Below are 20,553 nucleotides of genomic sequence, written 5' to 3' on the forward strand. Positions count from 1 at the left end.
CAATGCTAGTTCTCTAGGCTGAACGAGCCCTGTCACACGCGGCGCGTGTCACGGACTCGCATCCGGCCGGACAGGTGTGACGCAGCGGGCCCTAACCCAAGTATTCGGAGATACCTTCTGGTGTTCGCTGGCTGCGGCGCCACGGCTCTCGCGAACGGCTCGCCACCGAACGCACCTGCTGAGATTCTTGTACCTTGAGAAACGCGAGTACGGCCTGGACCGCAGCGCGTTCGTCGTCGGTTGCGTTCTTCGTCACAAATCGCACGTCAATATCGGGAAGTGGTTCTGTCGTTGACATCGTCAGGCCCTACAGCGGGATATTTCCGTGCTTCTTCGAAGGCTGTTCCGCGCGCTTACCGCGGAGCCCACGAAGAGCCTTGAGGACGGCGAGGCGGGTGCCTGCCGGTTCGAGCACGTTATCGAGCTCGCCACGCTCAGCGGCAAGGAACGGACTCGCAACGCTGTACGTGTATTCGTTCGCGAGCTTCGCACGAAGCGCCTCGACGTCCTCACCCGCAGCCTCCGCGGCTTTGAGCTCGGCACGGTAGAGGATGTTCACAGCACCGGCGCCACCCATAACCGCGATTTCCGCGGTTGGCCAGGCGATATTAACGTCGGCACCGAGCTGCTTTGACCCCATCACGATGTACGCTCCGCCGTAGGCCTTGCGCGTGATGATGGTGACGAGTGGAACCGTCGCTTCTGCATAGGCGTACAGGAGCTTCGCGCCGCGGCGAATGACCCCCGTCCACTCCTGATCGGTGCCAGGAAGGTATCCGGGCACGTCAACCAGGGTCAGAATCGGGATCGAGAAGGCGTCGCAGAAACGAACGAAGCGTGAAGCCTTTTCACCTGCCTCGATGTTGAGGGTTCCCGCCATAACGTTTGGCTGGTTCGCCACGATGCCAACGGACCGGCCTTCAATCCGACCGAAGCCGATCAGGATGTTCGGGGCGAAGAGGGGCTGGACCTCAAGGAACTCGCCGGCATCCACAATCGATTCGATGATGGTGCGCATCTCGTACGGCTGGTTTGGGCTGTCGGGGATGATCGTATTGAGTTTACGGTCGGCATCGGTGATCTCGAGCACCGTTTCGCTATCGTAAACGGGAGCCTCAGCGAGGTTGTTGTCGGGCAGATAGCTAATGAGGGCACGCGCGTAGTCGAGTGCGTCGTGCTCGTCTGACGCAAGGTAATGCGAGACACCGGAAATCTTGTTGTGCGTGAGCGCACCACCAAGCTCCTCAAAGCCAACCTCTTCACCGGTAACCGTCTTAATGACGTCCGGCCCTGTCACAAACATGTGGCTCGTCTTATCGACCATAATGACAAAGTCGGTGAGCGCCGGCGAGTAGACCGCGCCACCAGCTGCTGGTCCCATGATGACCGAAATCTGGGGGATGACGCCGCTACACATGGTATTGAGGCGGAAGATCTCGCCGTACTTGCCGAGGGCAACAACGCCCTCTTGAATACGCGCCCCGCCCGAATCGAGGATGCCGATAATCGGCACGCCCGTTTTGAGCGCAAAATTCATGATCTTGATGATCTTCTCGCCGGCGACCTCGCCGAGAGAACCACCAAAAATAGTGAAGTCCTGAGAGTACACGGTGACCTGACGGCCCTCAATGGTGCCAGCACCGGTGATGACGGAGTCACCAAACGGTCGGTTATTCTCCATATCGAAGGCGTGGGTACGATGACGCACGTACTTGTCGAACTCGACAAACGAACCGTGATCGAGCAACTCCTCGATGCGTTCGCGAGCCGTCATCTTGCCCTTCGGGTGCTGACGGGCCTCGGCTGCCTCATTACGCTGATGCACTGCCTCGTTGTAGCGGAGGCGGTGGTCGGCAATTTTGCCGGCAGTTGTGGACAAATCGGGTGCGTTCGTGGAGTTTTCTTCAGTCACGCATGCCACTCTACCGGTGACTGATCGATTCTCGGGGTATTAGACCCCACACAAAAGAATCGTAAAACTCTTCACGAAACCTCCTAGCGACACTGTAATCTCACCCATATTTTCTCTAGACGCGGCTCAACCTCCGGTACTAGCGTGAAGCATGGAACACCTACAGATACACAAGCAGCTCGTCGTATGCCTCTCAACACTCCTTGTGCTTGGCCTCAGCAGCTCAGGGTTGTCACCGTCGTTTGCCGAGACGATGACCGACGAATCCGGCAGTCCCCCTTCGGTTGAGTCCGAGCCACCAGATGTTGAGCCTCCGCAACCGTCAGCAACCGATTCCTCGGAGGAGGTCCAAGGACAAACGGAAACGGCTCCCCCAGAAAGCCCCTCAGATGGCACGACAGATTTACCAGCAGAGGGGCCTCCAGTCCTGCCAACTCCTGCGGTACCAACGACCCCGCCGACCTCTGAGCCACCATCCGAAGACTCAGAGGTAGACGAGTTTCCCGCCCAGGTTGACAGCGGCGGTCTCGTAGAGGGGCCCGAAGGAGGCCTTTCCGCATTTCCTGGTACCGCTGCCGTCGTCGGCAACGGCTTCGCCATCAGTGGAAGCATCCGCTACAACAATGGAAACTATGTTCTCAGGCTCATCGACTCGCCAGGGATCGGAATTCTCCGAGCCTCAGTCATCGAGGCCATCAACAACATCAACCAAACGGGGGCAGTAACGATAACCCTTGCTGCCGGGACCATCCCCGCGAAACCAGCGATTGATGTCAGAGGCGAATTGTACCTAGAGGTCTCAGCGGTGAGTCCGTGCTCGGCCCCCTGGGCTGGGTGCGGTGTCGCAAAGACAGCACGCGAAGACAATCTGACAAAAGCTATTTCAGGTCGAGCCTGGGTTCATCCGCTCGTCTTCGATTACGGCCCAAACATTCGGAAACACGTCATCATCCATGAGTTAGGGCACGCACTCGGGCTCTCCCACTTTGACAGTCAATATGCAGGTCAATGGCAGCTCATGAATAAAGGACGGTACGACTCTCTCGTATTGGCGAGTGGCGATATCGCGGGCCTCAATTATCTGAAGCATCCCCGACCAACGGGAAATTTTGATTCACTCGCCGACACTGGCAGTTCATTCAGCGTCAGCGGCTGGGCTATGGATGGCATACACAACAATGCGGTGAGCGTACATATCTACGTCAACGGGGTAATGAAGGCCACACTCCCCGCGAGTACGTCACGACCTGACGTGAACCGCGTTTACGGACGCGGCGCCAATCATGGATTCGCAAGCAAGTTGACACAGGCACCTGGTCGCTACACAGTCTGTGCATATGCAAAACACAACACCACTCCTCTGTCTACGCCGATCGGCTGCAAAGCTGTCGTCGTCAGCAACGCAAACAAGACCCCGATTGGAAACGTTGAAGGCGCTCGAGGGGGAGTCGAAACCGCGACCGTATCCGGCTGGGCACTTGATCAGAATACGAAGGCCTCAATCTCCGTGCATGTGTACGTCGACGGACGCTACGCAGGCGCATCTCTTGCAAAGAGCTCCCGACCTGACGTTGACCGTGCTTACAAGATGGGTGCTGCTCACGGCTTCACAGTGACCGTCAAAGCCCCGGCGGGCTCCCGTTCTGTCTGTGTCTACGCAATCAATACCCCTGCGGGCCAGAACCCGCTCCTGTCATGCCGCAAAGTCACTGTATTGATCAACCGGGTCCCCATTGGCAATATTGAATCCGTCACCACGCAATCTCGCGCAGTCGCGGTGCGCGGCTGGACGCTCGACCCCGATACAACGGCATCGCTCTCGGTCCATGTGTATATCGACGGTCGTTTTTCGCGAGCCATCTCAGCAAATGGCAACCGACCTGATGTCAATCGCGTACACACGATGGGTGCACTCCACGGCTATTCCGCAACGATTGCACTGAGTCCAGGACAACACCAGGTTTGCCTCTACGCCATCAACTCACCGTCGGGAACAAATCCACTCCTCGGGTGTGCGATCCGAATGGTTCCCAAGTAAGAGACCTCCTGTCCACCCCGCTGATGAATTCCCTTGGACGACAGCGTCCGGCGATACGCACGGTACCCTAACCGTATGCATCTGCCACTCAGTACAACGGTTGCCACCAACCTCACCTGGCTCAGCTCAGTTGGCTCGACCAACTCTGAACTTGCGGCACGGGCGCAGGCTGCGGCCCATCCGCTGAGAGACCGTACGGTCATCGCGACGGACAACCAAACCGGAGGCAGGGGGCGACTCGACCGCGTTTGGATCGCACCCTCGGGAACGAGCCTGGCCGTTTCAGTCCTGATTCGACCAGCGAAACACAACAGCCAGGTAAGCCTCCTCCCACTCATCGCGGGGAGCGCACTCGCTGCGGCCGTCCGAGAGCAACTACCAACGCGTGAAGTTGCGGTCAAATGGCCAAACGATGTGCTTGTCGAGGGGAAAAAAATATCGGGGATCCTCTGCGAGATCGCGCCTGACGGTTCAGTCATTGTCGGGGCTGGCCTGAATCTCTCGATGACCGATGCGCAGCTGCCCGTCCCAACAGCAACGTCACTCGTGCTCAACGGTGCGAAGAACCCGCAGGTGGATACCGTGTTGGCGTCCTACCTTGGCCACCTCTTTAGCCTTACCGACGAGTTATTTGCAAGTACGCCCAGCGGGTCAGCGCCCACGCTCAATCGTGTCAGGGCAGATTCGGCAACGCTTGGGACTGCTGTGACAGCCCACTTACCCGGTGGCTCATCCGTCACCGGAGAGGCCATAGATCTCGACGGCGACGGCCACCTCATCGTGCGTTCAGGGGTGGATGGCTCGTCAGTGACGGTGGTTGCAGGCGACATCATTCACCTTCGCCCAGCCACCCAAAATGAATGATTCGTTATTTTGAATAATTCAAAATAACCGCTAAGGTTGCAGCATGCAGCTCGCAGAATCTATCGTCGCCCATCCGCGCAACGCGGATTGGGCCGCCGAACTGCGCGCCGCAGGGCTGCGCGCCACGAGCCAGCGCGTCGCTGTGCTCACCTATCTTGATCACAACCCACACTCGGATGCCGAAACCATCCTTCGCGGCGTCCTCGAAACCCTGCCAACCGTGTCGATCCAGGCTGTCCACGGCATCGTAAACGACCTGACGGCCGCCCAAATCGTGCGCAGGGTAGACCTTGCCGATTCGCACAGCGCGCAATACGAAACGCGCACCAAAGACAACCATCACCATGTGCAGTGCATCGAGTGTGGCCGCGTCGAAGACGTTGACTGCGCTGTTGGACATGCCCCCTGTCTCACCCCGTCAGATACACACGGTATGAGAATCATCGAAACAGACCTCACATTCCGCGGATTATGCACCTCGTGCGAAAGGAAATAATAATGACAAAACCCACCACTACAAACACCGGAGCACCCGTCGCCTCAGACGAGTTCTCACGTACGGTTGGCGCAGACGGCCCCGTCGTACTGCACGACCACTACCTGGTTGAGAAGCTCGCGCAGTTCAACCGCGAGCGCGTTCCAGAGCGCGTTGTGCACGCCAAGGGCGGCGGCGCATTCGGAACCCTCACCGTCACCGAAGACGTCAGCGCCTACACCCGCGCATCGCTCTTCCAGAAGGGCAAACAGACCCAGCTCCTGCAGCGCTTCTCATCTGTTGCCGGCGAGCTTGGCTCACCCGACACGTGGCGAGACGTGCGCGGTTTTGCGCTCAAGTTCTACACCGAAGAGGGCGTCTACGACATCGTCGGAAACAACACGCCAGTGTTCTTCATCCGCGACGGCATCAAGTTCCCCGACTTCATTCGCTCGCAGAAGCGTCTGCCACACACCAACCTGCGCGACGCAGACATGCAGTGGGACTTCTGGACCCTCTCACCAGAGTCGGCACACCAGGTGACCTACCTCATGGGTGACCGCGGCCTGCCAACCAGCTGGCGAGAGATGAACGGTTACGGTTCACACACCTACCAGTGGATCAACGCTGCTGGCGAGCGCTTCTGGGTGAAGTACCACTTCCACGCAGAGCAGGGCGTGAAGACGATCGGCAACGCAGAGGCCCAGCAGATCGTTGGAGAAGACACCGATCACTACCTGCGCGATCTCTTCGACAACATCGAGGCAGGAAACTTCCCCAAGTGGAAGGTTTCGGTTCAGGTCATGCCCTACGAAGAGGCGAAGACCTACCGTTTCAACCCGTTCGACCTCACGAAGACCTGGTCGCACAAGGACTACCCGCTCATCCACGTTGGCGAGTACGAACTGAACCGCAACCCGATCAACTACCACGGCGAAATCGAGCAGGCCGCGTTCTCACCCTCGAACTTTGTTCCTGGCATTGAAGCAAGCCCCGACAAGATGCTGCTTGCCCGCATCTTCTCGTACCCTGACGCTCACCGCTACCGCATCGGCTCGAACTACAACGAGCTGCCCGTCAACCGCCCAACCAACGAGGTCAACTCGTACTCGAAGAACGGCCACATGCGCCACTTCTACACTGGCGGCGAAACCCCCGTCTACGCACCGAACTCTGTTGGCGGCCCAGCCGCAGACGCCGAGAAGGCTGCTGAGGGCAAGGGCTGGGAGTCCGACGGCGACCTCGTACGTTCGGCCTACACCCTGCGCGCTGAGGACGACGACTTCGGCCAGGCAGGAACGCTCGTTCGCGATGTCTTCACCGACGAGCAGCGTGACCGCTTGGTTGAGACCCTCGTTGGTCAGTACCAGGCACTCACCCTCGATCAGGTCAAGGCACGCTTCCTGTGGTACTGGACCAGCGTCGACGAGACGCTCGGCGGCCGCATCACCGCTGCGGTAACGGTCTAACCAACGCATTGCCTGGCCTGCGTCATCGCGAGCCAGCCCCGGCGGCCCCCTTTCGAACTATCGAGAGGGGGCCGCTTTGCTGCACCGAGGCGGCAAGGATGCCTGTCGCTCACCCTTTTCCCTGGCGGTCTAGGGTACAAATAGAGTCATGACGTCACCGGCACATCCCGCCCAGCCTCGGTATCCGGCCCCCGGCCAGACCCGAGCTGGCGAGGCAGCGCCGCACACCTCAGACCTTGACGCGGCCCTTCGTCCAGCCACTGCGGCACACGTGCGTCCCGAAATCATCATCGCCCGTCTCCGCAGACACGGACGACGCCTCACTTTTCCGGTCATCATGCTGCTTGTCATCGCCCCGATGGCCGGATATTTTGGGTCAAGCCTCAGCGAACCGTGGCAGCGCCTCACCGTCATCGTTGGTGCCCTACTGCTGAGTATCATCGCGGTGGTCCTGCCCTATTTTGCCTGGCTCGGCACAACATTCACCGTGACAACAAAGCGGGTCATCGTTCGGCACGGATTCCTCGTGCGGTCTCGCTCGGAGGCCTCGATTGGCCGCATCCGCGAGGTCAGGATGCGTCAAACCGCGGTTCAGCGAATGCACCGCTCAGGGACGGTTCAGCTCATGGTTGGCTCGGATGCCCCGCTTGAGTTGGTTGACGTACCCGGGGCAGAAACCATCGTATCGATGCTGCACGAGCTCATTGAACGTTCATATGCGGTTGAGGACTCGCTCCCCCAGACGCAGCCTTCCGCCGGCTACACCACCGCGTTTCATCCGGCTCAACACCCCTAGCCCGACCCCACATCGCCGACCGCGGTTGGGCTCTCTCTCCGGTTTTTTGCAGCGGTCAGGCTCCGCTGGCATCCTTGGCTATGTCGCCACGAGTTTTACGAGAGAATAGAACGTACTGTTGTTAGCGACAAAGAGTTCTGCGAGGTCACACATGCCACAAACCATCGGTGTTATCGGCGGCGGACAGCTTGCCCGAATGATGATTCCACCGTCGGTCAATCTCGGGCTTGGGCTGCACGTGCTCGCCGAGACCGAAGGAATGTCGGCGCAGCTCGCCGCAACCGATGTTGGCGACTACCGCGACGCGGCCACCGTGCTTGCCTTCGCGCCGACCGTCGACGCCATCACGTTTGACCACGAGCACGTTCCCCAGCCCATCCTTCGCGAGCTTGTCGCACGCGGCTACCAGGTGCACCCTGGACCGGACGCACTGCTCTACGCACAAGACAAGATCTTGATGCGTGAGAAGCTGACTGAACTTGGACTTCCTGTTCCCGACTGGGCCAAGGTCGCCAACCAGGACGATCTCCAAACGTTCCTTGACGCCCACAATGGCAAGGGCGTACTGAAAACCGCGCGTGGCGGCTACGACGGAAAAGGCGTACGCATCATTTCGGATGCGGCAGAGGCCGCCGACTGGTTTGCCGCACTTGCCGAAGACGCCAACGGTGGGCATCTCCTCGTTGAGGAACTTGTTGACTTCCGCAGGGAGCTCGCACAGCTCATCGCCCGTCGACCAAGCGGCCAGAGTGCGGCGTGGCCCGTTGTTGAGACCGTCCAGAAGAACGGGGTCTGTGCCGAGGTTTTGGCCCCTGCGCCTGGATCAGAAGGCCGCATTGCTGAGGTTGCAGCTGACATCGCCCAGCGAGTGGCCGACGGCCTCGGCGTCACCGGAGTGCTTGCCGTCGAGCTCTTCGAAACGAGCGACGACCGCATCCTCATCAACGAACTCGCTATGCGCCCGCACAACAGCGGGCACTGGACAATCGAGGGCTCGGTCACGAGCCAGTTCGAGCAGCATCTCCGGGCCGTCGCCGATCTTCCGCTCGGTTCAGCGGCCCTTCGCAGCCCACACACCGTGATGATCAATGTGCTCGGTGGACCTGCTGAGGGCGTCATGGAAGATCTCTACCCCGAGGTATTCGCGCAGTATCCAGAGGCCAAGGTCCATAGCTATAGCAAGCTGCCACGACCGGGCCGGAAGATCGGCCATGTCACGGTGACCGGTGAACATATCGACGACGTCGCCTACCAAGCGCGAGCAGCGGCCTCGCTCTTTGACCGCTAACCAGCCCCGTTCTGCGTACGCAACCGCGCTCGGCACAGACCTTGAGCGGTTGCGACCGCAGTTGCGCCGCTATTTTGCCGGACCCCAGGTGCCTGGCGAGGTTGGGTATGGCAAGGGCAGATTTGAGTATGCTGGCAGCCGTTTCTCTTGGCTTTCGTGGCTCACGCGGCCGGTAGTTGGCAAGCACCTGTTCTTATCGCAGAGCGGCACCGACGTGCCGTTTACCGTCTTGAACCGTCCTGCGAAGGCTCCAGACGGCGGCCCGACGCTTGAGGCGACCCGCGACTTTCAATTCCCAAAAACGACCGACCGCTTTGTTGATGTGGTCTCCGCAGCCGGCAACCACACGGTGCTCGACCGGCTCGGGCAGAGTCGACGGGTGGAAGCGCTGCTCCTGCTGTCGGTTGATGATCGCGGTGATCTGCGGATGTCATCACTCACAACCGCCCTGCGTCTTGGCGCGCTGCGCATCCCACTCCCCCGCTGGCTCGGTGTCCAGGTCGAAGGCTTTGACGGCTGGGACGAAGAAACGGAGCGACACACGGTGTATGTCACTGGCACCAACCCGCTCCTCGGCACGCTCATCGAGTATCGGGGCTCATTCACCTATTCGTATGTGGCTGATCCCGAGGCATAAGCCACGGGATCAGCCACGATCGTTAGCTACGGCGCTGTTCTTTCCGGCGTTGTTATCGCCGGCCGTGCTATTACCACAGACGCCGCGAGGCAATCTCGGCGCCGTCTGACAGCGCTTGAAGCTTCGCAAGGGCGATCTGCGGGTGGATGCGCCCGCCAAGGCCGCAGTCCGTTGAGGCAATCACATTTTCGCGGCCAACAACGCCGGCAAATCGCTCGATACGATCGGCGACGAGCTCAGGATGCTCAACCACGTTCGTGGCGTGGCTCACGATCCCGGGAACGATAAGTTTGCCTGCGGGAAGTTTCACGTCGCGCCAGACGTTCCACTCGTGCTCGTGCCGGACGTTTGCGGCCTCGAACGAGTAAGCCCCTGCGTTGATCTCAAGCATGAGCCCAATAATGTCTTTGAACTCGATGTCGGTGGTGTGCGGCCCATGCCAGCTGCCCCAGCACAGGTGAAAACGGATCTGTTCCTCAGGAATACCGCGCAGCGCGTGGTTGAGCGCCTCAACCCGGATTCTGGTGAACTTCTGGTAGTCCTCAATCGACGGGGCCGGCTCGATTTGGTCGTAATTCTCGGCGATTGACGGGTCATCGATCTGCACAACGAGGCCGGCCTGCGTAATCGCGAGGTACTCTTCGCGAAGCGCATCGGCGCACGCCCAGATGTACTCCTCCTCGGAGGCGTAGTACTCGTTGCCAATGCGAGAAGCGCTTCCCGGCGACAGCGAGGTGATGAAGCCCTCGGTGAAGCCAGAGGCATCCAGCCCGGCCTTCAGATTGCGGACGTCGCTCGCAATGGCGTCGTGGCCAGTATAGGAGATAGGCCCAACAACCTTTGGGAACGGCTTTGGCGCTTTCCCGATGAAGATGCCTGAGTCTGGGTCGCTGTAGGCATCCTTGAACTGCTGGCGGTCACGGCGAAACCCAAACCCGGTGAGTTGAACGTTTCCTGGCTGCGACAGTGTGCGTTCCGTCATCCATTTTGCCGACTCGTCAATTTCGAGACCCGACAGCCGGGAGAACGAGTATGACCACCAGGCGCCATAGTCAACAGCGCTCGACATGGATTTTCCGTACTCGCCGTCGCCTGGAATGGTGACTCCGAGCTCCTTTTGCCTGGCGACAAGGTCAACAACGGCCTCGGTGAGCAGCGTGTCAAAGTTCTCGGTCACGCCCGCCTCTTTTGCCGCGTTGGCGGCAATCAGCTCTGGGGTTCTGGGAAGGCTGCCTGCGTGGGTAACCTGAATCTTGTCGGCACTGTTCAGCATTGAATTCCTTTGCATGTCGATAGTTGACAGTAATGTCTATACGCCAGTCTGGCACAGGCGCCCGTGCGTCAAGCGGGCAGCGAGGCAATGTTACGAACAGCCTCGCGCCGTGAGAGCGGGCTCAGGACCGTCGCCCTGGCATCAACAAAGTCGGTAACCCAGCCCGGGTCAACCCTGCTGTACTCCCGGAGGGCCCATCCGATCGCCTTTCGGATGAAGAACTCGGGGTCACCGGCATTCTGGTCGATTGCTTCGGTGAGCAGGGCAAGGTCGGTTCGATCTTTGCGCTTGAGCTGACAGATGATCGCCGAGCGGCGCAGCCACATGTTGTCGCTGCCGATCCACACGCGAACGTTTTCGGTCATCTCAGTTGGGTGGGCATCGAGGAGCGCAGCGTTCCTGGAGGCAACGGCGTCCACGAGGTCCCACCAGGCACCGCCGGTGATCATCTCGGTCAGCAGCGGCAGCAGCTCAAGTCTGCCGAGTGCAAGCCTCAGACCGGTGAGATCAATCGCCGCGTGCTTTTCTTCGCGAACACTCGCCTCGCGCCAGAGGGTCGTCGCCGCCTCGATCAGTTGGTCAAGCGACGCCGGCGGATGATCGCGAGCGGCCTGCTTCACGATCGCCCGCACCTCAGGCATCCGCACGCCAAGATGCTCGTCCCTCGATTTCAAATAGGCCTTGGCCCCAGCGGCTCGTTCCGGATCTGCGCCCTCAGCGAGTCGCGCACGAATCTGCGCAACAAGCGGCGTGGCCTTGGTGAGTGTTGCCATAGCGCTAGCTTAACCGGCTAGAGCGACGTGTACCCGCCGTCAATCGTGATCGTTTGGCCTGTGATGTAGGCGGAGTCTGCAGACGCCAAGAAACCAACGAGGCCGTCGAGATCTCCCGGCTCCCCCATCCGGCCCATCGGTATGCTTGAGGTCCACTGTTCGGCGAGGTCTGGATTGCTGTCGGTGAACTCGCGCGTCATGTCGGAGAGGAAATAGCCTGGGGCAATCGCGTTCACTCGGATGCCTCTCGTTGCCCACTCAACTGCGAGCGACTTCGCGAGGTGAGCGACCGCGGCCTTCGAAGCGCTATAGGAGGCCTGGAACTGCGGCTGGTTGACGATAAAGCCAGACATCGAAGACACAAAGATTGCGGAACCGTTTCGGTTGGTATCAAGACAACGGCGACCGAACGCTTGCGCAGCAAAAAACGTTCCGCTCAGGTTGACGTCAATGACCTTCTGCCAGACGGCGGGCTCAACCGTTTCGCTCGCGCCCCAGATCGTGATGCCAGCTGCGGTAACGAGCAGCGTCGGCTGGCCGAGTTCTGCCTCAAGGTCGGCGAATGCGGCCTCAACCGCATCAGCATCCGTGACGTCTACAACGCGGCCGGCGGCTCGAACGCCGAGGTCGCCAGCGAGACTCTCGGCTGATTCGCTCACGGTCGGCAAGAGGTCGAGCAGCCCAACATCGACGCCCCTCCGAGCGAGGGCAGAAGCGATCGAATAGCCAAGACCACGGGCGCCTCCTGTCACAACGGCAACGTGCCCGGCAAGATCCTTGGTCATGATGACTCCTTACGTGTTGAGATGGTGGTTGGGAACTACTAAATTGCCTGGCCGCTTGGCAAGATAACAAGATCGCGAATCGTCACGTGACGCGGTCGGCTCAGCATAAACAGGACGGCTTCGGCAACATCCGTCGATAGAATGCCGCCCGCCTCGGCAACGCGGTCGCTTACGAGTTGTTCAACCCCGTCGCCGCCCTCAGCGAACCCCCAGAGCTCGTTCAGCACAACTCCGGGAGCGACCGCCCCAACCCTGATATTCGTGCCGGCCAGCTGTTGCCGCACCGCCGAAACATACGAGTGCACGGCATGTTTGGTGGCCGTATAGATGGGCTCCCAGCTAATGGTCTGGTGCCCGGAAACCGAGCTTGTGACGAGGATATCGCCGCCACCCACCCGCAGTAAGGGCAACGAGGCGCTCACGAGGGCCATGACGCCGAAGACGTTAGCCGCAACGATCTCGTGCAGGCGATCCTCTGGCACCTCGTCTACCTGGCCATCTGCGTAGAGTCCGGCGTTTGGCAGCACCATATCAAGACGGCCGAATGCTGCGAGTGCCGCGTCAACCGCCTGCTGCGCGGCGCCAACCGCCCCAACATCAAGTGAGAGCGGCACGACCGCGTCGCCAAGCTCGTCCGCGAGCGCTTGTAGCCTGAGTTGCGATCGGCCAACAAGCAACACTCTGGCCCCGTTTGCGACCAGCATGCGCGAATACTCACGTCCGAGGCCTGAACTTGCTCCAGTGACGATGGCGACGGAACCGTGAAAGATTGGGGCGTTTTTGTCCGACGAACTTGGCGTGGTCATGCGGTTCTCCTCTGAGCGATGATGGCGTTAGGCGAGTGAACCACCGAGAGCAACCCTTCGGTAGTGCTCGTCAGGTCTACTGTCGATGCGGGCTGCCTGTTCGGCGGATAAGAAGGTTGGGCCTCCGGCGGCGAGCGACCCGAGGATCACTCTGGCAACTTTGATGGCCATGTCGGTGATCTGCAGCACCTCTTCTGGGCTGGCCCCGAGGGCAAACATCCCGTGGTTCTGGAGATAAATCACTTTGGGCGCGCGACCCGTCCGCTCAACGTGCTCCGCGAGTTCAGCGCGCACGACCGCGGCAAGTGGGAGCCCAGGATCCACGTAGGGAATCAACAGGGGGTTAGTGCCAAGCACCACGATTTGGTCGGGGAAGAGCGATCCGGCAACAAGGAGCGACGCATTCGCCGAACAGAGCAGCGAGTTGACGGCAACGGGATGCGTGTGGCCAACCGCCTCGATACCGTCGAGTTCGAGGCACACCGCGTGGAGGAGCGCCTCAACCGACGGGCGCTTCAGTCCCCACCGCCTTGCCGCTTTGAACGCTTCGGTGACGGAAACATCCGTTGCCGTTGCGGCGCCGGCATCGCTCGGATCAAACTGTGCGATCAGCTGCAGTATTGGGGCAAGACTGAGTTCTACAAAGTCATCATTTCCGGCAGCGGCCATCTCAATGCCAGAGGCCTTCACCAGCATGCCACCCGCAATGCGAACCGAGGTGTTCCCCTCGGCCAGAATGACGGCGTCACGGTTGGGCTTGGCAAGGGCGTGCGAGAGCCCGCGCACTGCGATCAACGCTTCGCCGCGATCAGCATCGCTCAGATCAGTCATTCAGACACCTCATCGTGTTAGTTATTGTGAAGATATCATCTTCAAACATCGAGCACTACCCCCGATGTTCGCCCTTCCTCGTGGGGTGCACATTGGCTCGTGGGGTGCAATAATTCGCGCCCCACGCGGGAGAATGCGCCCCACGAGCTCAGACAGCGGTCCTGTTGCCGGACTGGTGTGATGCCGCCGCCGCCGCGTAGAGGCGGTGGGTGAACGCGGCCTCTTCTGGGCGGACGCAGCCAAACCCATCCCCAAGCTGGCCAGCCCGTTCGGCGAGAAACGCCGCCCACATCTGCAGAATTGAGTCAGAAAAACCCGACTCGAAGTTGGGTCCGGTCACGGTCGGCCACACCGACTGGCTTCCGGCATCCAGCTGCTGCCACGACTGCTCTCGGCCACCACCGGGAACATCGATGACGGAGAACACCTCAACACACTTTGGATTCTTCGTCGAAAAACGCACGCCACCGTCCATACCGATGGCCTCGAATACCCAGGTGTTCTTCTCGCCAGGATCGATGCGCTTCGTCTCGGTCGTAAGCGGAAACGTATACCCATCGTGAAGGACCTCGCTGTGCAGCACGGCGTTATCCCACGTGTCGCACGGAACCGGCACCCCGTCTGGCCCCTGACGCTCCGGCACGATGTTTTGCAGAACCGCGTAGACGGCCTCAGGAACCCAGCCAAGGCGCAACGGAACGTGCCACGCGTGGAGGCCAAGGTCGTTCATCACCCCGGCATCCCCGCAAAAAGCTCGCTGGCGTTTCCAGTTAATGGGCTTATTCACATCAAGGTCGCTTGAATGCAAGAAGCTGTTTTTTGCTTCCACGATGCGCCCGAGCGCCCCTGATTGCACGTAACGAAGAGCCATCTGCGCGCCGGGGAAAAACGGCATCTCACTTGAGCACCGCACAAAGCTCTCCGGGTGCGCGTTGGTCGCCGCAACAATCGCGTCAGCCGCCGCCCTGTCGATACCAAACGGCTTCTCGGCCAGCAGACTCTTGCCTGCGTTGATGACATCCGTGTAGATCTGCTCGTGCAGATCGTGCCTCACCGCCACATACACAACGTCAACCGTCGGATCACTGAGCAGGTCGTGATAATCGGTCACGAGCGTCGTCACGGTTGGGACACTGCGAAACCACTCGAGTGCGGCCGGATTCACATCACAGACCGCGGTCAGTCGGGGGCTCACCGGGTGATCGATGAGCGCTGGCCACCGTTGGAGAGCGGCAGCGAGTTCCCGACCCATCAGGCCACCGCCAATGATCGCGACGTTCACCACGTGCGGATCGCTCACGGCGCTCATGCCGCACCCCCCACCAGCTGAAGAGCCTCATCCACGCTTGCCCCGCTGTGGAGCACTGCCATGAGCGCCGCCGTAATACCAGCAGGGTTGGGATGCTGCACGACGTTGCGGCCATACACAATTCCGCTCGCCCCCTGCTCAAGCACAGCGACCGTGCGCTCGAGGAGCGTTCGATCATCCACCCTGCCTCCCCCTCGAACGAGCACGGGGATGTCGCCGGCAACTTCTACCACGCGGTGATAGTCGGCAACGTTGTCGGTTGGGTCAGCTTTAATAAGGTCTGCCCCAAGCTCGCGGGCCTGGCGCACGAGCGCCACGATCTTGTCGGTGTCGCCGTCAACCATATAACCGCCAGCGGTTGAATTGTCTTGCATAACCAACGGCTCAATCATGAGCGGCATGTTGTACTTCGTGGCTTCGGCCCTGAGCGCCATGATCGATTGAATGCATGCCTCCCGAATCTCCGGTCGCCCAGGCAACTGCATGAGGTTCACGCACACGGCAACGGCATCGAGCCGGACGGCCTCTTCGATGGCGTGTGGGAAATGATGGCTAAAAATATGGGTGTCAAGCGGATTTCCGTAGACGTTGGCGACATCGGTTCGAAGCACAAGGGAGGGCTTGGCCTTGCCAGGTTTGGATTGCAGCAGTCTTGCTTGGCCGAGCGTGAGTTGAATTGCATCGGGGTTGGCCTTGACGAGGGTGTTGACAACGTCATCCATGTTCTCGATGCCGGTGATGAAGCTTGGTTCACCAAAGAAGCCGTGGTCAACGGCAACGTCGAGTGCCCGCCCTGACTCGGGGTTAAACAGTCGATTAAGCCTAAAAAGCGTCATTGGTTTGGCTCTTTCAGTTGCGGTTCGTGTGGGGTAGCGCGCTGAACAGGTGGGTTCCCTCGCGCCCGGTTATGTGCCAGAATAACCACAGTCAGACAACGTTGTCCAGTACCTATTCATTGGGCTTGGCGACGCCACAGCAAGCCCAATGGAGGACGAGTGAAGCCAATAATCGTAGTGGCCGGCCATGTCTGCGTTGATCTCACACCACGCTTCAGCGATACGCCAGACCTCAGTCCAGGCAACCTCACCGGCGTCGGCCCACTCACCATCACCGTCGGCGGCTGCGTCGCAAATACCGGCGGCGACCTCGTTGACCTTGGCGCCCCCGTCCGACTCGTCGCAACCGTCGGAAGCGATGAACTTGGCTCAATCGCAACGCGCGCGCTCGAGCGGAGAGGCGCCGTCCGCGCGGACCTCCAACGCACCGACCAGTTTGCGACGTCGTACAGCGTGATCGCAGAGGGACCGCACGCAGACAGAGCCATCTGGCACTACCCAGGCGCAAACGAAGCATTCGACGGCGCGCTCGTCGATCTCGATGGCGCCAATCTGCTGCACTTTGGCTATCCCCCGCTCATGCCAGGCGTGAGCCGCGATGACGGCAAACCGCTTGCAACGCTGTTCACGAGGGCCTCACGTCTCGGCCTCACAACCTCTCTCGACATGGCGGTAGTTGATCCGGTCGCCAAATGGGGGGCACGAGACTGGCCAGCTTTCCTCGCTACCGTGCTACCAACCGTGGGAATCTTCAGCCCAAGCTATGACGATCTTGCTTCTGCACTCGGCCCATCCAAGCTCGCCCCCGAGCGCGATCTCACCTCCGAGGTCGAAGTCCTCGCCGAGCGAATGATGACGCTGGGCGCGGCGGTCGTCATGATTTCCGCGGGCTCGCACGGCATGTTTCTCCGCGTGGCCGACGCCAAACGCCTCGAACGAGCCGGTGCCGCGCTTGCGCCGCTGGCAGCTGAGTGGGCCGATTTCACCGGGTGGCAGCATCCGCTCCCGCTTCCAAACAAAGCAACCACCAACGGTGCAGGTGACGCCGCCACCGCTGGACTCCTCCATGCCATTTGGGAGGGCCTGTCGCCGGGACCCGCCCTGAGTCGCGCTGCGCTCACCGCAGCGGTTGTCATCACGGGAAAACTGCCAACCACGCAGAACCTGGCCGCACTCGCGGGAAACCAATCAGAATAAGGAGCATCATCGAATGGAACCCATCTTTCTGCCGTCCAATCAGCCTCGCGACCGCTTTTACCAAGGAGGTAAACGCATCCAACAGCTTCGTGGCGAACCACTCATCGGCAACCGGGTACCTGAGGACTGGGTCGGCTCGTGCACCGCCCTCGACGGCCACAGTTCGCTCGGGACCACAACGCTGCCGGACGGCACCCTGCTCGCGGACGCCGTGACATCAAACCCAATCGCTTGGCTCGGCCCGCACCATGTGGCAGCCTACGGCGCTGACCCGAAGATGCTGGTGAAGCTCCTCGACGCTGGGCAGCGGTTGCCGGTCCATGCGCACCCGCATGCCTCCTTTGCTCACGAACACCTTGGTCGTCACCACGGCAAGGCTGAGGCCTGGTACGTGCTCGAACCCGGAGACGTCTACGTTGGGCTCAAGCAAGACCTCGCCTCAGAAGACATGCTTGGATACGTCAAGGAGCAGGACAGCGAGCAACTCCTCGGCCTACTCCATCGGCGGCATGTTGAGCGGGGCGACAGCGTCTATGTTCCCCCCGGAGTGCTTCACGCAATCGGCGAAGGTATCCTCGTTGCCGAGATTCAAGAGCCAGAAGACATGTCAATCCTGCTTGAGTGGAACGGCTTTGAACTCGATGGCGAGCGAGATGGCCACCTCGGGCTCGGCTTCGAGCGAGCACTCGGCGCGGTCGAGCTTCTGGGCAGGTCGGAAGCGGAGGTGGATGCGCTTATCACGCGCGGCAAAACCGGCCCTTCTGTGCTTGCCAGCGAATCTAACGAGTACTTCAGGGTTGAGAGTTATCGCAACGATGACCTGCCCCTCACGCTCGACGCCGGCCTCCGCATCCTCATCGTCGCAGGAGGTTCCGTCACGCTGCACTGGGAGGAAGGCCACTCGGTTCCGGCGCCGCGTGGTAGCACCGTCCTCATCCCAAGCGGGGTCGGGCCGGTGCGCGTCACCGGCGAGGACAACGATACGTTTCTTGTCATTTGCAGGCCACCGCTGTGAGCGCCGCAACGGGACAGGGCGCAATGGGGCAGGGCGCAACGCCGTCGGCAGGAAGACTCCTCTCAAGCGGACTCGTGTCGAGGGCAGATGCCCTCGCGAGCGTCACCGATCGGCTTGATACCTCGGGAACGGGACACGGGACACGCATCATCGAGGTGAGGCTGTTAGGGGGCCTCACCTTTGAACTCCTACCAGACCACGGACTCGACATTGGGGCAGCCTGGTTCGACGGCATCCCCTTCGCCTGGAGGTCTCCCGTTCTCGGTGATGTCCGTGACACCGGCACTGCCCAACCCGGATTTCTCGACCGGTTCCACGGCGGGCTACTCGTCACCTGCGGGCTCGACAATATTGGTCCGGCAACGGCCACCCACGAGATGCACGGTTCGCACCACCGAAAGCAAGCCACAGAGGTTCGTTGGGAACGGATGCTTGTCGACGACGAACTCACCGTTCGGGTGAGCGGGCTCATCGACAGCATCGAGATCTTCGGCAGGCGGGTCACGCTTCGGCGCACCGTGACCGCGCGCACTGGCAGCTCGGCGATAACGATTGACGATGTCATCCACAACGAGGGCTACAGTCCGGCAGCGATTCCATGCCTCTACCACGTCAATTTTGGTGCACCGTTTCTTGAACAGGGTTCGCGCATCCTCGTCGATGCCGGGACCGTCACCGCCCGCGAACACGTTGACGAGGTTCCAGAGCACACCACATTTCCCGAACCAACAACCACCATGATCGAGGGGGTGTTTGAATACGGGGCACTCGCAAGTTCGGAGGGGACGGCCTCCGCTGTTGTGCAATCCCCTTGGTCAAACCGAGTTGCAACCGTGAGTTGGAACGTGGATGCGCTGCCCCGGCTGTTCCAATGGGTCTGGCCAACACGAGGCGGGTGGGCCCTCGGAATCGAGCCGGCAAACGCACCTCTGTTTGGCCCAGACCGTACCGGCGATTCGCTCGGCGCGCCGATGCTTGAACCCGGTGCTTCCAGGGCTCATAGTGTGCGGATTGAACTAGGATTTAGAACCGGGGCCTGAGCAATTCCATACCCCTCACGGGGAGACGCAGGAGACGACAACATGGCAGCACCAAAGACCGGGCGTCCCACCATGATTGACGTGGCTGCCGATGCTGGAGTCAGCCTCAAAACGGTTTCTCGCGTGGTCAACGAGGTTCCGACGGTTGATCCCTCGCTCGCGGCACGAGTTCGTGTCTCAATCGCAAAGCTTGGGTTCCGCCGCAATGAAGTCGCCGCGAGCCTGCGTGCCGGCGGAGAGACTCGAACCATCGGTCTCATCACTGCCGACCTGTCCAACGCGTTCTACTCAACGCTGTCGAGCGAAGTCGCCCGCATCGCACGCAACCACGGGTTCCAAGTCATTATTGCGTCGTCAGAGGAAGATCCTGAACTCGAACAAGCGACTGCACTCGATCTGTGTCAGCGTCGCGTGAGCGGCCTGATTATTATTGCGGCCAGCGACGACCACACCTACCTCACGCCTGAAATTGAGCGGGGCATCCCCGCTGTCTTCATCGACCGCCCTGCCCAGGGTATCGAGGCAGATTCGTTTTTGATCGACAATTTTGGGGGAACCGCGGATGCCGTGCGCCGGCTCGTCGCAAAGGGCCACACTCGCATCGGCTTTGTCTTCGACTCCAATTCGATTTACACGATGCGGGAACGCAAGCGCGGCGCCCTGCATGCCCTCGCTGAGGCTGGAATCGCCGAAGAGCCAGAACTCTTGGTCATCGGGTCTCACGCCCCGCCCCAGGCAGCGGAGGCCGTTCGCACGATGGTGAGGCGTGAAGAGCCGCCAACCGCGATTGTGTGCGGAAACAACCGCAGCCTCATCGGGGCGTTAGTAGCCCTTGCGGAACTTCCAAACAATGAGGGTGAGGCTATCGAGGTCATTGGCTTCGATGACTTTGAGTTTTCGCCGCTCGTGCCCCGCCCCATCAGCTTGATTGCCTACGATACTGGCGCGCTCGGTTCGCTCGCCGCCACTCGTTTGTTTGAGCGTATTCATGGCGATACTTCTCCTGCAGAGCATCATTTTGAGGAGACAACCCTGATTGAGCGCGGACGACGCTCACCGGCGTAGTCGGGGCCGTCCGTTAGGGCGCAGAAAATAGTTCTTGCCATCGATGGCAAAGAGGCGCATGATGGACGTACTCACCAAATGACATCGATGACATAGCGGGAACGCCAGCCACAATCGTGACCCCGTATCAGCGATGAACCCGTC

General features: G+C 60.5%; 20 protein-coding genes. 11 read left to right on the forward strand and 9 right to left on the reverse strand.

Going from position 1 to position 20,553, the window contains the following annotated elements:
• Window positions 1–91 precede the first annotated feature (91 nt).
• Window positions 92–298 (reverse strand): hypothetical protein, encoded by a 207-nt coding sequence (locus FHX76_RS14845; RefSeq protein WP_167152041.1) that lies wholly within the window; start codon window positions 296–298, stop codon window positions 92–94.
• 9 nt (window positions 299–307) lie between these two features.
• Window positions 308–1,912 (reverse strand): carboxyl transferase domain-containing protein, encoded by a 1,605-nt coding sequence (locus FHX76_RS14850; RefSeq protein ID WP_167152043.1) that lies wholly within the window; start codon window positions 1,910–1,912, stop codon window positions 308–310.
• 151 nt (window positions 1,913–2,063) lie between these two features.
• Here FHX76_RS14850 and FHX76_RS14855 point away from each other — a divergent pair, with 151 nt between their 5' ends.
• The 7 genes from FHX76_RS14855 to FHX76_RS14885 all read left to right on the forward strand — a co-directional run bounded on the left by FHX76_RS14855 (window position 2,064) and on the right by FHX76_RS14885 (window position 9,479).
• Window positions 2,064–3,950 carry a zinc metalloprotease gene (locus FHX76_RS14855; protein WP_167152045.1) on the forward strand — a complete coding sequence of 629 codons (1,887 nt, stop codon included), beginning with the start codon at window positions 2,064–2,066 and terminating at the stop codon, window positions 3,948–3,950.
• A gap of 75 nt (window positions 3,951–4,025) precedes the next feature.
• Window positions 4,026–4,814, forward strand: coding sequence for a biotin--[acetyl-CoA-carboxylase] ligase (locus FHX76_RS14860; protein WP_167152047.1), 789 nt, complete (start codon window positions 4,026–4,028; stop codon window positions 4,812–4,814).
• A gap of 43 nt (window positions 4,815–4,857) precedes the next feature.
• On the forward strand, window positions 4,858–5,310 hold the full coding sequence (locus FHX76_RS14865) for a Fur family transcriptional regulator (RefSeq protein ID WP_167152049.1): 453 nt from the start codon (window positions 4,858–4,860) through the stop codon (window positions 5,308–5,310).
• A gap of 2 nt (window positions 5,311–5,312) precedes the next feature.
• Window positions 5,313–6,758, forward strand: coding sequence for a catalase (locus FHX76_RS14870; protein ID WP_167152050.1), 1,446 nt, complete (start codon window positions 5,313–5,315; stop codon window positions 6,756–6,758).
• Window positions 6,759–6,906: 148 nt separating this feature from the next.
• Window positions 6,907–7,554 (forward strand): PH domain-containing protein, encoded by a 648-nt coding sequence (locus FHX76_RS14875; RefSeq protein WP_167152052.1) that lies wholly within the window; start codon window positions 6,907–6,909, stop codon window positions 7,552–7,554.
• A gap of 151 nt (window positions 7,555–7,705) precedes the next feature.
• A complete protein-coding gene (locus FHX76_RS14880) occupies window positions 7,706–8,842 on the forward strand; it encodes a 5-(carboxyamino)imidazole ribonucleotide synthase (protein ID WP_167152054.1) in 1,137 nt (378 codons plus the stop codon).
• Entirely contained in the window at window positions 8,832–9,479 is a 648-nt protein-coding gene (locus FHX76_RS14885; protein WP_167152056.1) for a DUF4166 domain-containing protein, read from the forward strand. The genes FHX76_RS14880 and FHX76_RS14885 overlap by 11 nt, the downstream gene beginning before the upstream one ends.
• A 70-nt stretch (window positions 9,480–9,549) precedes the next feature.
• Here FHX76_RS14885 and FHX76_RS14890 read toward each other — a convergent pair whose 3' ends face one another.
• The 7 genes from FHX76_RS14890 to FHX76_RS14920 all read right to left on the reverse strand — a co-directional run bounded on the left by FHX76_RS14890 (window position 9,550) and on the right by FHX76_RS14920 (window position 16,092).
• On the reverse strand, window positions 9,550–10,752 hold the full coding sequence (locus FHX76_RS14890; protein ID WP_167152058.1) for a cobalamin-independent methionine synthase II family protein: 1,203 nt from the start codon (window positions 10,750–10,752) through the stop codon (window positions 9,550–9,552).
• Between the two features lie 68 nt (window positions 10,753–10,820).
• Complete coding sequence (locus FHX76_RS14895) at window positions 10,821–11,525, reverse strand: DNA alkylation repair protein (RefSeq protein WP_167152060.1); 705 nt, start codon at window positions 11,523–11,525, stop codon at window positions 10,821–10,823.
• A gap of 17 nt (window positions 11,526–11,542) precedes the next feature.
• Window positions 11,543–12,310 carry an SDR family oxidoreductase gene (locus tag FHX76_RS14900; protein ID WP_208402752.1) on the reverse strand — a complete coding sequence of 256 codons (768 nt, stop codon included), beginning with the start codon at window positions 12,308–12,310 and terminating at the stop codon, window positions 11,543–11,545.
• A gap of 38 nt (window positions 12,311–12,348) precedes the next feature.
• The gene (locus FHX76_RS14905; RefSeq protein WP_167152062.1) at window positions 12,349–13,116 is read right to left on the reverse strand and encodes an SDR family oxidoreductase; all 768 of its coding nucleotides are present in this window, start codon (window positions 13,114–13,116) and stop codon (window positions 12,349–12,351) included.
• Window positions 13,117–13,143: 27 nt separating this feature from the next.
• On the reverse strand, window positions 13,144–13,947 hold the full coding sequence (locus FHX76_RS14910; RefSeq protein ID WP_167152064.1) for a class II aldolase/adducin family protein: 804 nt from the start codon (window positions 13,945–13,947) through the stop codon (window positions 13,144–13,146).
• A 148-nt stretch (window positions 13,948–14,095) separates the two neighbouring features.
• Complete coding sequence (locus FHX76_RS14915) at window positions 14,096–15,256, reverse strand: Gfo/Idh/MocA family protein (RefSeq protein ID WP_167152066.1); 1,161 nt, start codon at window positions 15,254–15,256, stop codon at window positions 14,096–14,098.
• Window positions 15,253–16,092, reverse strand: coding sequence for a class I fructose-bisphosphate aldolase (locus FHX76_RS14920; RefSeq protein WP_167152068.1), 840 nt, complete (start codon window positions 16,090–16,092; stop codon window positions 15,253–15,255). Before FHX76_RS14920 ends, FHX76_RS14915 begins: the two co-directional genes overlap by 4 nt.
• A 159-nt stretch (window positions 16,093–16,251) precedes the next feature.
• Between FHX76_RS14920 and FHX76_RS14925 the strand changes: the two genes are divergently transcribed.
• Genes FHX76_RS14925 through FHX76_RS14940 form a run of 4 tightly spaced genes read left to right on the forward strand, consistent with a single transcriptional unit; the run spans window position 16,252 to window position 20,409 of the window.
• Entirely contained in the window at window positions 16,252–17,289 is a 1,038-nt protein-coding gene (locus FHX76_RS14925; protein ID WP_167152070.1) for a PfkB family carbohydrate kinase, read from the forward strand.
• A 13-nt stretch (window positions 17,290–17,302) separates the two neighbouring features.
• Window positions 17,303–18,304: a class I mannose-6-phosphate isomerase gene (locus FHX76_RS14930; RefSeq protein WP_167152072.1), complete on the forward strand. Its 1,002-nt coding sequence runs from the start codon at window positions 17,303–17,305 to the stop codon at window positions 18,302–18,304.
• On the forward strand, window positions 18,301–19,344 hold the full coding sequence (locus FHX76_RS14935; protein WP_167152074.1) for a DUF4432 family protein: 1,044 nt from the start codon (window positions 18,301–18,303) through the stop codon (window positions 19,342–19,344). The genes FHX76_RS14930 and FHX76_RS14935 overlap by 4 nt, the downstream gene beginning before the upstream one ends.
• Before the next feature lie 42 nt (window positions 19,345–19,386).
• The gene (locus tag FHX76_RS14940) at window positions 19,387–20,409 is read left to right on the forward strand and encodes a LacI family DNA-binding transcriptional regulator (protein ID WP_208402753.1); all 1,023 of its coding nucleotides are present in this window, start codon (window positions 19,387–19,389) and stop codon (window positions 20,407–20,409) included.
• Window positions 20,410–20,553: the final 144 nt, after the last annotated feature.

Origin of the sequence: Lysinibacter cavernae (assembly GCF_011758565.1) — a bacterium.
Classification (GTDB): Bacteria; Actinomycetota; Actinomycetes; order Actinomycetales; family Microbacteriaceae; genus Lysinibacter; species Lysinibacter cavernae.

Coding starts and splice junctions, on each gene's coding strand:
- FHX76_RS14880 (WP_167152054.1), top strand. CDS start 7,706: ATGCCACAAACCATCGGTGTTATCGGCGGCGGACAGCTTGCCCGAATG.
- FHX76_RS14865 (WP_167152049.1), top strand. CDS start 4,858: ATGCAGCTCGCAGAATCTATCGTCGCCCATCCGCGCAACGCGGATTGG.
- FHX76_RS14920 (WP_167152068.1), bottom strand. CDS start 16,092: ATGACGCTTTTTAGGCTTAATCGACTGTTTAACCCCGAGTCAGGGCGG.
- FHX76_RS14860 (WP_167152047.1), top strand. CDS start 4,026: ATGCATCTGCCACTCAGTACAACGGTTGCCACCAACCTCACCTGGCTC.
- FHX76_RS14845 (WP_167152041.1), bottom strand. CDS start 298: ATGTCAACGACAGAACCACTTCCCGATATTGACGTGCGATTTGTGACG.
- FHX76_RS14890 (WP_167152058.1), bottom strand. CDS start 10,752: ATGCTGAACAGTGCCGACAAGATTCAGGTTACCCACGCAGGCAGCCTT.
- FHX76_RS14940 (WP_208402753.1), top strand. CDS start 19,387: ATGGCAGCACCAAAGACCGGGCGTCCCACCATGATTGACGTGGCTGCC.
- FHX76_RS14915 (WP_167152066.1), bottom strand. CDS start 15,256: ATGAGCGCCGTGAGCGATCCGCACGTGGTGAACGTCGCGATCATTGGC.
- FHX76_RS14905 (WP_167152062.1), bottom strand. CDS start 13,116: ATGACCACGCCAAGTTCGTCGGACAAAAACGCCCCAATCTTTCACGGT.
- FHX76_RS14875 (WP_167152052.1), top strand. CDS start 6,907: ATGACGTCACCGGCACATCCCGCCCAGCCTCGGTATCCGGCCCCCGGC.
- FHX76_RS14900 (WP_208402752.1), bottom strand. CDS start 12,310: ATGACCAAGGATCTTGCCGGGCACGTTGCCGTTGTGACAGGAGGCGCC.
- FHX76_RS14870 (WP_167152050.1), top strand. CDS start 5,313: ATGACAAAACCCACCACTACAAACACCGGAGCACCCGTCGCCTCAGAC.
- FHX76_RS14930 (WP_167152072.1), top strand. CDS start 17,303: ATGGAACCCATCTTTCTGCCGTCCAATCAGCCTCGCGACCGCTTTTAC.
- FHX76_RS14910 (WP_167152064.1), bottom strand. CDS start 13,947: ATGACTGATCTGAGCGATGCTGATCGCGGCGAAGCGTTGATCGCAGTG.
- FHX76_RS14895 (WP_167152060.1), bottom strand. CDS start 11,525: ATGGCAACACTCACCAAGGCCACGCCGCTTGTTGCGCAGATTCGTGCG.
- FHX76_RS14855 (WP_167152045.1), top strand. CDS start 2,064: ATGGAACACCTACAGATACACAAGCAGCTCGTCGTATGCCTCTCAACA.